Annotated in this window: 12 protein-coding genes; 3 read left to right on the forward strand and 9 right to left on the reverse strand. The window is 59.4% G+C overall.

The window, feature by feature from the left end:
• Positions 1-91: 91 nt before the first annotated feature.
• Complete coding sequence (locus tag PMI37_RS11975) at positions 92-1,414, reverse strand: lytic murein transglycosylase (protein WP_008081064.1); 1,323 nt, start codon at positions 1,412-1,414, stop codon at positions 92-94.
• A gap of 243 nt (positions 1,415-1,657) precedes the next feature.
• Complete coding sequence (gene arfA, locus PMI37_RS11980) at positions 1,658-1,810, reverse strand: alternative ribosome rescue factor ArfA (protein ID WP_008081065.1); 153 nt, start codon at positions 1,808-1,810, stop codon at positions 1,658-1,660.
• 168 nt (positions 1,811-1,978) lie between these two features.
• Between arfA and PMI37_RS11985 the strand changes: the two genes are divergently transcribed.
• Positions 1,979-2,941, forward strand: coding sequence for a hypothetical protein (locus PMI37_RS11985; protein ID WP_008081067.1), 963 nt, complete (start codon positions 1,979-1,981; stop codon positions 2,939-2,941).
• Between the two features lie 58 nt (positions 2,942-2,999).
• On the opposite strand, the gene holA is transcribed toward PMI37_RS11985, so the two are convergent.
• From holA to leuS, 3 genes are all read right to left on the reverse strand, one after another.
• Positions 3,000-4,037 carry a DNA polymerase III subunit delta gene (holA, locus tag PMI37_RS11990; RefSeq protein ID WP_008081068.1) on the reverse strand — a complete coding sequence of 346 codons (1,038 nt, stop codon included), beginning with the start codon at positions 4,035-4,037 and terminating at the stop codon, positions 3,000-3,002.
• Between the two features lie 39 nt (positions 4,038-4,076).
• On the reverse strand, positions 4,077-4,682 hold the full coding sequence (locus tag PMI37_RS11995) for an LPS-assembly lipoprotein LptE (protein WP_008081069.1): 606 nt from the start codon (positions 4,680-4,682) through the stop codon (positions 4,077-4,079).
• An 88-nt stretch (positions 4,683-4,770) separates the two neighbouring features.
• The gene (leuS, locus tag PMI37_RS12000; protein WP_008081070.1) at positions 4,771-7,377 is read right to left on the reverse strand and encodes a leucine--tRNA ligase; all 2,607 of its coding nucleotides are present in this window, start codon (positions 7,375-7,377) and stop codon (positions 4,771-4,773) included.
• 254 nt (positions 7,378-7,631) lie between these two features.
• Between leuS and PMI37_RS12005 the strand changes: the two genes are divergently transcribed.
• Both PMI37_RS12005 and PMI37_RS12010 read left to right on the forward strand, forming a co-directional pair.
• Positions 7,632-7,955, forward strand: a complete 324-nt coding sequence (locus PMI37_RS12005; protein ID WP_008081071.1) for a hypothetical protein — start codon at positions 7,632-7,634, stop codon at positions 7,953-7,955.
• 104 nt (positions 7,956-8,059) lie between these two features.
• On the forward strand, positions 8,060-8,821 hold the full coding sequence (locus PMI37_RS12010; protein WP_008081072.1) for a YdcF family protein: 762 nt from the start codon (positions 8,060-8,062) through the stop codon (positions 8,819-8,821).
• Positions 8,822-9,013: 192 nt separating this feature from the next.
• On the opposite strand, the gene lnt is transcribed toward PMI37_RS12010, so the two are convergent.
• From lnt to PMI37_RS12030, 4 genes are read right to left on the reverse strand one after another with little or no spacing between them, the layout of a single operon-like run.
• Positions 9,014-10,537 (reverse strand): apolipoprotein N-acyltransferase, encoded by a 1,524-nt coding sequence (lnt, locus tag PMI37_RS12015; RefSeq protein ID WP_008081073.1) that lies wholly within the window; start codon positions 10,535-10,537, stop codon positions 9,014-9,016.
• Between the two features lie 17 nt (positions 10,538-10,554).
• Positions 10,555-11,394, reverse strand: a complete 840-nt coding sequence (locus tag PMI37_RS12020; RefSeq protein ID WP_007909641.1) for an HlyC/CorC family transporter — start codon at positions 11,392-11,394, stop codon at positions 10,555-10,557.
• A 5-nt stretch (positions 11,395-11,399) separates the two neighbouring features.
• Positions 11,400-11,894 carry an rRNA maturation RNase YbeY gene (gene ybeY / locus PMI37_RS12025; protein ID WP_008081074.1) on the reverse strand — a complete coding sequence of 165 codons (495 nt, stop codon included), beginning with the start codon at positions 11,892-11,894 and terminating at the stop codon, positions 11,400-11,402.
• The gene (locus tag PMI37_RS12030; RefSeq protein WP_008081076.1) at positions 11,887-12,885 is read right to left on the reverse strand and encodes a PhoH family protein; all 999 of its coding nucleotides are present in this window, start codon (positions 12,883-12,885) and stop codon (positions 11,887-11,889) included. The genes ybeY and PMI37_RS12030 overlap by 8 nt, the downstream gene beginning before the upstream one ends.
• Between the last annotated feature and the right edge of the window lie 199 nt (positions 12,886-13,084).

Consider the following 13,084-nt stretch of genomic DNA (forward strand, 5'->3'; position numbering starts at 1 on the left):
GAAAAAGCAAAAGATCGCAGCCTGCGGCAGCTCCTACATTGGAATACGATCCCTGTAGGAGCTGCCGCAGGCTGCGATCTTTTGATCTTGCTTATTGGCCCCGCAGGCTCTCAAGCAACTTGTGCGTGGGATAGCCATCCGCTGGCCAGCCAAACGACTGCTGTGCACTGCGAATCGCCTTGCGCGTATTGGCGCCGATAATCCCGTCCGCCGTGCCCGCATCGTAATTGCGCGCGCTCAGCAGGGTCTGCAACTCGATGCGCTCGGTGCGGCTCAACGGCAAGTCGTCTTTCGGCCAGTTGCCATTGATCAAGCCTGCGCCACTGAAACGCTCGGACAACAGGCTCACCGCCAAGGCATACGACGAGGAATTGTTGTACTTGAGGATCGCCCGGAAGTTATCGAGGATCAGGAACGCCGGGCCACGATAACCGGCCGGCAACAGCAGGGCCGCGGACAGTTGCTCGGAGCCCGCAGGTACCTGAGCGCCATTAGGCAAGTTCACACCCAGCTGACGCCACTCGGCGACGCTCTTGCGAATCGCCCCATCCGCCAGCGTGTAGTTGAAACTGCTCGGCAGTTGCACCTCGAAACCCCACGGCTGCCCACGCTGCCAGCCGGAGCTTTGCAGGTAGTGCGCGGTCGAAGCCAGGGCATCGGCCGGGCTGCCCCAGATGTCGCGGCGGCCATCACCGTCGAAATCCACGGCGTGGGTGTTGTAGGTGGTCGGAATGAACTGGGTCTGGCCCATCGCCCCGGCCCAGGAACCGAGCATCTTCTCTGGCGTGATATCGCCCTGTTGCAGGATCTGCAGGGCAGCAATCAATTGCGCATGGGCAAAGCCCGGGCGGCGGCCTTCGTAGGCGAGGGTGGCCAGTGAGTTGATCACCGATTTGCTGCCCTGGAACTGACCGAAATTACTCTCCATACCCCACACCGAAACGAGCGCCTGACGGTCGACCCCATAACGCTGTTCGATGCTTTGCAGAATGTCGGCGTACTGGTTGAGCAGCGCCTGACCCTTGCGCACGCGCAGCGGCGACAGCGCGCCGTCGAGGTATTCCCACACCGGGCGGGAGAATTCCGGCTGGCTGCGGTCGGCACGAATCACGCTGGCGTCGAAACTGACATCGGCAAAGGCGCGATCAAACAACTCAGGGCTGATCCCGGCGGCGAGCGCGTCCTTGCGGAAGCCTGCCTGCCATTCGGCAAAGGTCTGGGTCGGCTGAAGATCGAGAGGGTCGGCGGACGGCACTACCGGCGGGATAATCGCTGGGGCCGTGGCGACAGGGGCGGCTTGAAGAGGTTGCGCGTCGGCGGCGGTGGGTTTTTCCGCACAGGCGACAAGCAGAACGAAGCTTGCTGCAGCGATCGAATGGCGAACAGGCCAACGACGGGAAAGACTTAGGGGCATGCACAGTTCCAGGGGAAACGAATCAGGTGCAGACCTTAACACGACAGCCGTGCCAAGCGACTTGCGAGGGGGCAGATTTTGCTCGGGATTTAATGTTTATCCGGCCAGTAAAACTCCGAATTCTGCATTGATCAACTGTCAGGTTTGACAGTTACGCGCTTTGCCAAAGCGGCGCTAAATGAGTGCTCAAATGGTACAGAGAAGAGGGGAGAGGTCATCAGACGAAGCGAGTTCCAGCGTCATTCATGCCGCCAGAAAGCAAGAAGCCTCCCAGCTTTTAGACTGGAAGGCTTCGCGGCGGTAGCTGCCTTTGCCCTTGGTTGGTCGCTCTTGACGACTGCGAAACAAGGGTTGGGCGACGATGGATTTGGCCTTGTTGGGGCGCTTTTTGCTCATGGTGGGTCTCCTTTTAGACCGGGCCAGTATACAGCGTTGTTTCAGTAACGTAGCCGGTAATCCTGCTCTGCTGATCACTCAGGTCAGGCATTTGAACGCAAGTACGCCTATCGACCGTTTATGCATTACGGCAGATTTCATCACCACGATGCACAAGGGATATCGATCGTGAAAAAAATAATCTTGTTGGTCTGGGCCTTTTTGTTGATCGCCTGCTCCGCTACTCAGGAACAACCGGCCCCCGCCCCACCGGTACCGAGTGAAGAACAGATTTCAACTCAGAGCGTGCCAGGTGACCAGCAATTCGGTGCTTTCTCACAACCTCGCAACAATGGTCCGGCGGTGGTTGCTGATCTCAATGCGAAATGGAATCAAACGTCGCGCAATTGTTTCAATAGTGAAACTGCACCGAGTTTTTTGTGCTCAGGCGTTGTGATCAGGGGGACGACCAACGGACCGGGCTTCAATATCTGGGATCCTAGCCCGGCCAACGTGAAAAAAGGCTTCGTTGCGTTTTCTTACATGCGCCAGGACTCTCGGTTTCCAGCCCTCTATAGCCATGCCAACAACGGCTATATAGTCACGCCGGTCTCCGAGCTTGCCGGTCAGTTGAAGTTTCAGTATCTATGCTTCTTTCCCATAGATGGCGCGACAGAGTGGCGGTCGGACTACGGTTGTGGGCCACACAGTCTGCATGGCAATCGCAGTGCTTCCTGCGCTTCGCAGGCGATCACCACGTCGACTAAATTTTTGACGCACTACTTGGCCGGTGCAACAGTGCGCGAGCAGAAACAATGCAGTTTCGATGTTCGAGACACATCGCCTGATCAGACGGCAGTGTTGTTTCGAGAAGCGTTGCTGGTGATGCCAAAAATTCCGAAGAATGGCGTCAATGACGAAAACGAACTGGTTGTTCGTGTCTGGGCCAAACAAGCGGCTGCCAATATGCCCATCAAGGCGTTTTTCTACACCAGCGGCTCAACGCCAGGCTGGACTCAGGCAAGGCAGAATCAGAGTGCTTATTACAGTCAAAGTGGTGGCAAGGTTGTGCCTGTCGTAATGTTGACGATCAACAAGTCAACCTGGGCGGCTTCCTTTACCTACTCGGGTAGTGATCAGATTTACCCGTGAGGGCTGTTCAATCAAGGATGCAGAGCGGGCTTGGGCATTGGCGCCGCTTCGGTTGGCCTTACTCGGCAGGTAGCGTCAACCGCTGGCCTGCCATCAACAATGCCAGTCGGCTCAGACTCATCCACGGCGAACCCGCAGCCTGACCCTTGATCTGCGCATCGATGCGCTGGGCTTCCAGCAACAACTGCGCCCAGCGTTGCGCCGAGTAGCGTTGCAGGGCTTTGCTCATCAGGGGTTTGCGCTTGTCCCAGACCGGCGGTTTCGCCTGACTGAAACACTTGTCCAGTGGCGTGCCCTGGCTGTACTGCAGCGAGATATTGGCCAGCAGGCGCAACTCCCGCGCCAGCGCCCAGAGAATAACCGGAGGCTCGACCCCTTCACCGCGCAAGCCTTCCAGCATGCGCAATGCGTGCGCCGGTTCGCCGTTGAGCACCGCATCGGTCAAGCCAAACACGTCAAAGCGCGCACTGTCCGCCACTGCGGCCTGCACGGTTTCAACGGTGATCTGGCCACCTTCGGCCATCAGCTTGAGCTTCTCGATTTCCTGCGCGGCGGCGAGCAGGTTGCCCTCGACACGTGCAGCAATCAATTCGACCGCGTCCTGGCTGGCCGACAAACCGGCCTGCGACAGACGCTGACGAATCCAGCTCGGCAGTTGATTGGCATCCACCGGCCAGATCTGGATGAACTGGGTCTGCTGGCCTTCGACCAGCGCCTTGCCCCACTTGGTCTTCTGCGCACTGCCATCGAGCTTGGGCAAGCTGATCAGCAGCACCGTGTCTTCAGCGGGACGCGAGCAGTATTCGATGAACGCTGCGGCGCCCTTGTCACCGGGCTTGCCTGAAGGCAGGCGCAGTTCCAACAGGCGCTTTTCAGCGAACAACGACATGCTCGCGCCGGCCTGCAGCAACGTGCCCCAATCGAAATTGGCGTCGGCAGCAAAGACCTGGCGTTCGTCGAACCCTTGTTCACGGGCAGCGCGGCGGATGGCGTCGGCGGCCTCCTGGCACAGCAGCGGGTCATCGCCGCTGATGATGTAGACCGGCGCGAGGGCACCTTGCAGGTGTTTACCGAGTTGGGCAGGAGCGAGCTTCATAAGAAATACCGAACGGGGCGCCTGAGCGCCCCGAACGTCTTACTGCTGCGGTACTTCGAGCGGCGACTGACGCGGGGTTTCCGCTTCAGCCTTTTGCGCCGCTTGCAGCGCGTCGGCTTCAGCCTTGGCGCGGTCATTGGCCGCTTGTTGCAGTTGCTGCAGTTGACCTGGGGTCAGTTGTTGCAGGCGCAGCATCATCCGTTGAACCAGCTCGCGGCGGGTCTCGCGACGGGCGTCGTTGGCTTCCTGATCGGAGCCGACGAGGTTGTTGCCGTCGTGAATGAACACTTTCTGCACTTCAAGCTTGTCGCTCAGCAGGTTCAGGTTGTGTTCGCCGACGATGTCGTAGTTCAGAACGGTATTGACCTGGTATTCGCCAGTACGGCCGGCACCGGCGTAGCTGAGAATGCGCTGGTTTTCCTGCTCGTCAGCCAGATACAGCTTGTACGGCGCGCCGCTGTAGACCTTGACGCCACTGGACTCGAGCACCTGACGCAGTTCGGTTACCGTCTCGCCGTAGGCGTTGCGGGCGCTCAGGTCGAGTTCCTTGATCGTCAGTTCGGTAGTGCCAGTGCCACGCAGCTGGAAACCGCAGGCGCTCAGCAGCACAGCGAGGCCCATCACCAGCAGATTGCGTTTGATCATTGTGTTGCTCCCCTTGAAACCATGTGGGCCGACCCTGCGGCCCGAAAGGTTTTACAGTGCGTCAGGCGGACCTGACGCCCAATCCAATTTAGCTGGCGACGATGTTGACCAGTTTTCCTGGTACCACGATCACTTTGCGAATAGTCAGACCGTCGACGAAACGCAGCACGTTTTCGTTGATGCGCGCGGCGGCTTCAACTTCTTCACGGGTTGCGCTGGCCGGCATTTCGATCTGACCACGCAGTTTGCCGTTGACCTGGATAACCAGCGTCAGGCTGTCCTGCACCAATGCGCTTTCGTCCACAGCCGGCCAGCCGGCGTCGATGACTGCGCCAGTGTGGCCCAACTGGTTCCACAGTTCGTGGCTGATGTGCGGCGTGATGGGTGCCAGCAGCAAGGTCACGGCTTCGAGGCCTTCGTGAACCAGCGCGCGATCCTGTTCGGTGCCTTGTGCGGCTTTTTCCAGCACGTTCATCAGCGTCATCACTTGAGCGATGGCGGTGTTGAATTTGTGGTTTTGGCCGACGTCATGGCTGGCCTGCTTGATGGCCAGGTGGATCGAGCGGTGCACGGCTTTCTGCTCGTCGGTCAGCGCGGTAACGTCGAGTTTGCCCGGCAAGCCCTGAGTCACGTGGGCTTGCGCCAGGCGCCAGACGCGCTTGAGGAAACGGTGCGAACCTTCAACGCCGGAGTCCGACCATTCGGCGCTCATGTCAGGCGGCGAAGCGAACATCATGAACAGGCGGCAGGTGTCGGCGCCGAACTGATCGATCATCGACTGTGGGTCGACGCCGTTGTTCTTCGACTTGGCCATCTTCTCGGTGCCGCCGATTTCCACCGGCAGGCCGTCGGATTTCAGCTTGGCGCTGATGACCTTGGCTTTGCTGTCACGCTCAAGTTCCACATCCGCCGGGTTGAACCAGGTGTAAGCACCGTTGGCTTCGCGACGATAGTAGGTTTCGGCGATCACCATGCCTTGGGTCAGCAGGTTCTTGAACGGCTCGTTGGAGCTGACCAGACCTTCGTCACGCATCAGTTTGTGGAAGAAGCGCGCGTAGAGCAGGTGCAGAATCGCGTGTTCGATACCGCCGATGTACTGATCGACCGGCAGCCAGTGATCAGCTGCGGATTTCTCTACCAAGCCACCTTCAAAGTGCGGCGAGGCGTAACGGGCGTAGTACCACGACGACTCGACGAAGGTGTCCATGGTGTCGGTTTCACGCTTGGCAGGCTGGCCGCATTTCGGGCAGCTGCATTCGTAAAACTCAGGCATGCGTGCCAGCGGCGAACCGGCGCCGTCCGGCACCACGTCTTCCGGCAGGACCACAGGCAATTGATCTTCCGGCACCGGCACGTCACCGCAAGTTTCGCAGTGGATGATCGGGATCGGGCAGCCCCAGTAGCGCTGACGGCTGATGCCCCAGTCGCGCAGACGGAACTGAGTGCGCGAGGCGCCCAGTTCTTTCTTGATCAGGGCCACTTCCATGGCGTCGAACGCGCCAGCGAAGTCGAGACCGTCGAACTCGCCGGAGTTGATCAGCGTGCCGTGCTCGCCGTAGGCGTCTTGCCACGGGGCAGGGTTGGTGTCGCCAGAGCTGGTACGGACTACCGATTTAACCGGCAGGTTGTACTTGTGGGCGAATTCGAAATCGCGCTCGTCGTGCGCCGGTACCGCCATGACAGCGCCGTCGCCGTAGTGCATCAATACGTAGTTGGCGACCCATACCGGCAGTTTTTCGCCAGTCAGTGGATGCTCGACGAACAGGCCGGTCGGCAGGCCTTTTTTCTCTTGCGTAGCGACGTCGGCTTCGGCAACGCTGCCGCCCTTGCATTCAGCGATGAACGCTTGCAGCTCAGGGTTGTTCTTGGCGGCCAGGGTAGCCAGTGGGTGCTCGGCAGCCACGGCAACATAGGTTGCGCCCATCAGGGTGTCCGGACGGGTGGTGAAGACTTTGAGCGTGCCGGCTTCGCCGATCGAGTCGACGTTGTACGGGAACTGCACTTCCATGCCGCGGGATTTGCCGATCCAGTTGCGCTGCATGGTCTTGACCTGTTCAGGCCAGCCAGTCAGTTCGTCGAGGCTTTCCAGCAGTTCATCCGCGTAGGCGGTGATCTTGAAGTAGTACATCGGGATTTCGCGCTTTTCGATCAGCGCGCCGGAACGCCAGCCGCGACCGTCGATGACCTGCTCGTTAGCCAGAACGGTCTGGTCGACCGGGTCCCAGTTCACGGTGCCGTTTTTACGGTAGATCACACCTTTTTCGAACAGGCGAGTGAACAGCCATTGCTCCCAACGGTAGTAATCCGGCTTGCAGGTGGTCACTTCACGCGACCAGTCGACCGCCAGCCCGAGGCTGCGCAGCTGCGACTTCATGTAGGCGATGTTTTCGTAGGTCCATTTTGCCGGCGCTACGTTGTTCTTCATCGCGGCGTTTTCTGCCGGCATGCCGAAGGCGTCCCAACCCATCGGTTGCAGAACGTTCTTGCCTTGCATGCGCTGGTAGCGGGAGATCACGTCGCCGATGGTGTAGTTGCGCACGTGCCCCATGTGTAGCTTGCCGCTGGGGTAAGGGAACATCGACAGGCAGTAGAAAGTCTCCTTGCCTGGCTGTTCACTGACTTCAAAGGACTTTTGCTCATCCCAGAATGACTGGGCGGCGGCTTCAATTTCACGGGGCTGATATTGTTCGTGCATGGCTACTTTTGTACTGGATAGGGGTGGCCTAATCCTCTTCAACGCAGGTTCCGGGGTTGGCCCGGACGAGCTGGAAGTGGAATTACAGGAAGCGCCGTAGCATACATGACCGCGCTTGGCCTAGGGAAACCCTGATTACAGCTACATGTCCCGCAATACTTGCGTCGGGGCCGTTGGTCGCGGCGTACAGCCGGTTTGTGCAGCGAAGCTAAGCTCTAACTGGGGAGTGAGTCTTATCTTCAATGAGGTGAGGGATGGTGGAGCAACGGCAAAAAAACGTGACTAAACCCGAGTTGTACGAGAGGTTGATCGACCGTCTGGGTATGGCCCTGGACGCTGTAAAAACCGCTGACCGGCTGCGCGACGAGCGCCCCCTGGAACTGGAATTGCGTGGCTTGAGCCCCGCTGAGTTCAAACTGGTCAAGGCCTATCTGGATCGCAGTGAACGTGAAACGCATGGATGCCTGTCACAAGCAGTGAAGCAGCTCGATGCAGCACATTCGGCCAAGGTCATCTGGCTCAAGGACAAGGCGCCCGGCAGAGACACCGTCAAAGTACGTGCTCTGCAGGCCAAGTAAGCGCATGGCAGGTCAAGAACCGGATCTTTTTCAACAGGATCCCACCTATCGGTTGTAACGCTTCATCAACACTTTTAGGCTTCGGGCATCTTTGGAGATGCCCGATGCCTTTTCGCTATTTGATCAAACAACTCTTGTTGCCGCCCGGCATTCTGCTGCTGTTGTTGCTGGTTGCGTGGTGGCTGCGCCGTTCGCGGCCGCGCCTGGCCGGAGTGTGTTTTGCCCTGGGGCTTGGCGGGTTGTGGTTGATGAGCCTGCCGGTGGTCGTGCAATGGGGCGCCAAGGCGCTGGAGCTTGAGCCACCGTTGGCTCGTGCCGAATGGGCGACGCTGGCGCAACGGGCCGATGCGATTGTGGTGCTGGGTTCCGGGCGCGAGCGTGGTGATCTGGCGTGGGGTGAGGATCAGCCAACCGGCGTGGGGCTTGAGCGTCAGCGTTATGCGGCGCGACTGGCAAAGGCGTCGGGTCTGCCGATTCTGACCAGCGGCGGTCTGCACTACGGTACGCCGCCGACCGAGGCAAAGCTGATGGCAGATTCACTGCTCGATGACTTTGGCGTGACGGTGCGTTGGCAGGAAGGCGACAGCCGCACCACGTGGGAAAACGCCAAATTCAGCGCCGACCTGTTGCTGCCGCAGGGCATCAAACGCGTAGTCGTGGTGACGCAGGCCTGGCACATGCCACGTGCGGTATGGTGCTTCGAGCAGGCCGGGTTTGAAGTGGTTGCGGCGCCGGTGGGCTTTTTAGGCACTGATAACGCCCGACCCTTCGGTGGTTGGCTGCCGGAATTCAAATCGATCTGGCAGAGCGGGCAGTTGCTAAATGAAGCGGTGGGGCAGGTGGGGTATTCGCTGTTTTACCGCTGAGAAAGCGACTTCTTGGTTGGATAGAGCTTCTGTGGCGAGGGGATTTATCCCCGATGGGTGGCGAAGCCGCCCCAAAACCTGCAATCGCGGTATATCAGATATACCGTGTGTTATGGATTTGCGGCGGCTTCACCACCGATCGGGGATAAATCCCCTCGCCACAATGAATCCCTCACAGAAGTAGGAATGCTTTTAGAGGGTTTTCGACATCCGGCTGGCCATCAGTGCCCAGCCAAACAGCAGCAAGCAGACAATGATCAACGGCCACGAGCGATATTGCAGATACGGCGTCAGGTTGTGCATCGGCACCACTTCGCCATACAGCACACCCTGTTCGAACTGCGGAATCTGCTCGGTGATCTGCCCGAACGGGTTGATCAGCCCGGTCACGCCGTTGTTGGTCGCGCGGATCATCCAGCGACCCGCTTCCAGTGCGCGCATCTGCGCCATCTGCAAATGTTGCAGCGGGCCGATAGAGGTGCCGAACCAGGTGTCGTTGCTGATCGTCAGCAGTAAATCACTGCGCGCCGACAACCCGGCAGCGAAGTCCGGGTACACCACTTCGTAGCAGATGAACGGGGCAATCTGATAACCCTTGGCTTGCAGCAACGCCTGATCGGCCGGGCCACGGGCGAAGTCGGACATCGGCAAGTCGAAGAACGCGATCAGGCCACGCAGGATGTCCTGCAGCGGCACGTACTCGCCGAACGGCACCAGTTTCTGCTTCAGATAAGTGCCGTCGCCTTCGCCGACCACGGTGATGCCGTTGAAGAAGCGGCGTTCGTGACGGACCGTTTCGCGAATCGGCACGCCGGTGATCAGCGCTGATTTACGCTCGGCGGCGAAGTTACCCATCATGCTCAGGTAGCCCTCGGCGGACTCTTTGAGCACCGGCACGGCGGTTTCCGGCCAGATCAGCAGATCCACCGGTTTCGAACGGAAACTCAGATCGCGGTACAGGGCCAGTTGCGCGTTGAGCTCGGCCGGGTCCCATTTCATGCTTTGTGCGACGTTGCCCTGAATCGCGGCAACGCTCAGCGGCGCGCCGGATGGACTGGTCCAGGCGTGGCCCTTGAGCGCGATACCGGCAGCCCACGGCGCGATCAGCAACACCAGACCGGCAACGACAAAACCTTTGCGTCCGGTTTGCAGCAAGCGCGGTGCGTTGTAGATCAACGCAGCGGTCAGTGCCAGCACGAACCCCACCAGCCACATGCCACCGACCGGCGCAAGCCCGGCCAACGGACCATCGAGCTGGCTGTAACCCGAGTACAACCACGGGAAACCGGTGAGGAACCAGCCACGAAACATTTCCTGAGCGACCCACAGCGCGGCGAACGCCAACGCATCAGCGAGCGGCGCTTCGTTACGGCGCAGCCAGCGCGCCCAAATCCAGGCGGGCAGGGCGAAGAACCAGGCAATCGCCGCCGTGAACAGCAGCATCAGGAACCCGGCCAACAGCACCGATGCACCGCCGAAATGGTGAATGCTGTAATAGATCCAACTGGTGCCGGCGCCGAACAGGCCGAAACCGAAACACCAGCCACGGCCCAGCGCCTGACGCGGGCTCAGCTCGCGCATGCCGGCATAGAACAAACCGACCGCCAGCAAAGCCAGCGGCCAGATGTTGAACGGTGCCAGAGCGAAGGTGGTGATTGCACCGGCCGCCACGGCCAGCAGGTTACCGGGCCAGCCGGGGCGGGTTGTCCAGCGCATTTCAATCCTTAGATGTATTACCGGGCGATTGGCGTGAGTCGCAGCAAATGAATCCGACGGCTGTCGGCGTTCAGGATGCGGAAACGATAGGCGCCGATTTCAGTGATTTCGTTGCGTTTTGGCAAGTGCCCGAACGCGCTCATCACCAGCCCTCCGACGGTGTCGAACTCGTCATCGGAGAATTCGCTGTCGAAGAACTCGTTGAAGTTCTCGATCGGCGTCAGGGCCTTGATCAGGAAGTCGCCGCTTGGCAGCGGCTTGATGTAGCTGTCTTCTTCGACGTCGTGCTCGTCTTCGATGTCGCCGACGATCTGTTCCAGCACGTCTTCGATGGTCACCAGGCCCGCCACACCGCCGTATTCGTCGATGACGATGGCCATGTGGTTGTGGTTGGCGCGGAATTCACGCAGCAACACATTCAGACGCTTGGACTCCGGCACGAACGTGGCCGGGCGCAGCAGATCCTTGATGTTGAAGCTGTCGCCGTTTTCTTTGAGGATCAGCGGCAGCAGATCCTTGGCCAGCAGCACGCCCATCACGTCGTCATGGCTTTCGCCGATGACCGGGTAGCGCGAGTGGGCCGAGTCGACCACGGCCGGGAGGAATTCACGGGGTGTCTGGGTCGCCTTGATGCTGATCATCTGCGAGCGCGGCACCATGATGTCGCGTACTTGCAGGTCAGCCACCTGAATGGCGCCTTCGACGATGGCCAGCGCTTCGCTGTCCAGCAGTTTGTTCTGATGTGCATCACGCAGCAGCTCGAGAAGCTCCTGACGGTTTTTCGGCTCGTGGGCAAAAGCCTGGGTCAGTTTACCCAGCCATGACTTCTGCCCGTTGCTCGATCGATCTTCGCTCATAGCGATTACTCTGAATCCTTTGTTGTAACGATAGGGGATGTTTCGGTTTCGTCGTCCGCGTACGGATCGGGATAGCCCAATTCGGCAAGCAACTCGCGTTCCAGTGCTTCCATTTCTTCGGCTTCCTCGTCATCTATATGGTCGTAACCAAGCAGATGCAAGCAGCCGTGAATGACCAGATGCGCCCAGTGGGCCTTTAGTTCCTTGCCTTGTTCGGCGGCTTCGCGCTCAACCACCGCCAGGCAGATCACCAGATCGCCGAGTAATGGGATGTCGAGAAACTCGTCGGGCACTTCGGCAGGGAATGACAGGACGTTGGTCGCGTAATCCTTGTGGCGCCAGGTGTGATTGAGCTCGCGGCCTTCTTCCTCGTCGACCAGACGAATGGTCATTTCCGAGTCAGCGGTGCGCTGGCGCAGGGCCAGTTCGCACCACAGGCGGAAGTCGGCTTCACTCGGCGCGTTCGCTTCAGTCGCGATTTGCAGGTCTAGCTCAAGCATTTCGCGAGGTGTCCTTGGGTGCTTCGTCACGGTTTTCGAAGCGCTCGTAGGCTTCGACAATCCGCTGGACCAAAGGATGGCGCACGACGTCTTTCGGCTGGAAGTGGGTGAAGCTGATGCCCGGCACGTCTTTGAGCACTTCGATCACATGGTGCAGACCCGACTTGGTGCCTTTCGGCAAGTCGACCTGGGTGATGTCACCGGTGATGACCGCTGTAGAGCCGAAGCCGATCCGCGTGAGGAACATTTTCATCTGTTCGACGGTGGTGTTCTGACTCTCGTCGAGAATGATGAAGCTGTTGTTCAGCGTGCGACCGCGCATGTAGGCCAGCGGCGCAACTTCGATCACCTGACGTTCGATCAGCTTGGCCACGTATTCAAAGCCGAGCATCTCGTAGAGCGCGTCGTAGAGCGGGCGCAGGTACGGGTCGATCTTCTGCGACAGGTCGCCGGGCAGGAAGCCGAGTTTCTCACCCGCTTCAACCGCCGGACGCACCAGCAGGATGCGGCGGATCTGCTCGCGTTCCAGTGCATCGACAGCGCAGGCCACGGCCAGATAAGTCTTGCCGGTACCGGCCGGACCGATGCCGAAGTTGATGTCGTTGCCGAGGACTTCCTTGACGTAGCGCAACTGATTCAAGCCGCGCGGGCGAATCATGCCTTTCTTGGTGCGCAGGGCAACGGAAGCTTCGGCGGGGGCGTGATTGTCCAGCTCGACCACGGCCGATTCCTGCAGGAACAGGTGCACCGTATCTGGCGACAGCTCTGAACCCTTGGTTTCCCGGTACAGGCGACGAATCAGATTTTCCGCAGACGTGGTGTGCTTGGGATCGCCGATCAGCTCGAACTGGTTTCCGCGGTTGCGGATCTCGATGGTCAGGCGCTGTTCGATCAAGCGCAAATGCTCGTCGAATTGCCCGCACAGATTGGCGAAGCGGCGAGCCTCAAAGGGCTCGAGGATAAAACGATGTGGTTCTATGGGTGCGTTCAAGGTCGTATTTAGCCGCCCTGGGGCAATTAGGATGAAATCAAGGATAACGCCAGAGGCCTGGGTGCGAAAGCTCTTAAATGGATGAGTACATTCTGAAGAACAATGCTGTCCACTGTGGGAGCTGCGGTGCGACGATTCGACTTGCCAGCGATAGCGGTGCAGCAGGCGACATATTTGTCGGGGCTGATGGCCTCATCGC

It is taken from the genome of Pseudomonas sp. GM80, assembly GCF_000282515.1.
GTDB lineage: Bacteria > Pseudomonadota > Gammaproteobacteria > Pseudomonadales > Pseudomonadaceae > Aquipseudomonas.

Excerpts from the sequence above, each read along its gene's own strand:
- PMI37_RS11975 (WP_008081064.1), bottom strand. The coding sequence starts at position 1,414 with ATGCCCCTAAGTCTTTCCCGTCGTTGGCCTGTTCGCCATTCGATCGCT.
- arfA (WP_008081065.1), bottom strand. The coding sequence starts at position 1,810 with ATGAGCAAAAAGCGCCCCAACAAGGCCAAATCCATCGTCGCCCAACCC.
- holA (WP_008081068.1), bottom strand. The coding sequence starts at position 4,037 with ATGAAGCTCGCTCCTGCCCAACTCGGTAAACACCTGCAAGGTGCCCTC.
- PMI37_RS11995 (WP_008081069.1), bottom strand. The coding sequence starts at position 4,682 with ATGATCAAACGCAATCTGCTGGTGATGGGCCTCGCTGTGCTGCTGAGC.
- leuS (WP_008081070.1), bottom strand. The coding sequence starts at position 7,377 with ATGCACGAACAATATCAGCCCCGTGAAATTGAAGCCGCCGCCCAGTCA.
- PMI37_RS12005 (WP_008081071.1), top strand. The coding sequence starts at position 7,632 with ATGGTGGAGCAACGGCAAAAAAACGTGACTAAACCCGAGTTGTACGAG.
- PMI37_RS12010 (WP_008081072.1), top strand. The coding sequence starts at position 8,060 with ATGCCTTTTCGCTATTTGATCAAACAACTCTTGTTGCCGCCCGGCATT.
- lnt (WP_008081073.1), bottom strand. The coding sequence starts at position 10,537 with ATGCGCTGGACAACCCGCCCCGGCTGGCCCGGTAACCTGCTGGCCGTG.
- PMI37_RS12020 (WP_007909641.1), bottom strand. The coding sequence starts at position 11,394 with ATGAGCGAAGATCGATCGAGCAACGGGCAGAAGTCATGGCTGGGTAAA.
- ybeY (WP_008081074.1), bottom strand. The coding sequence starts at position 11,894 with ATGCTTGAGCTAGACCTGCAAATCGCGACTGAAGCGAACGCGCCGAGT.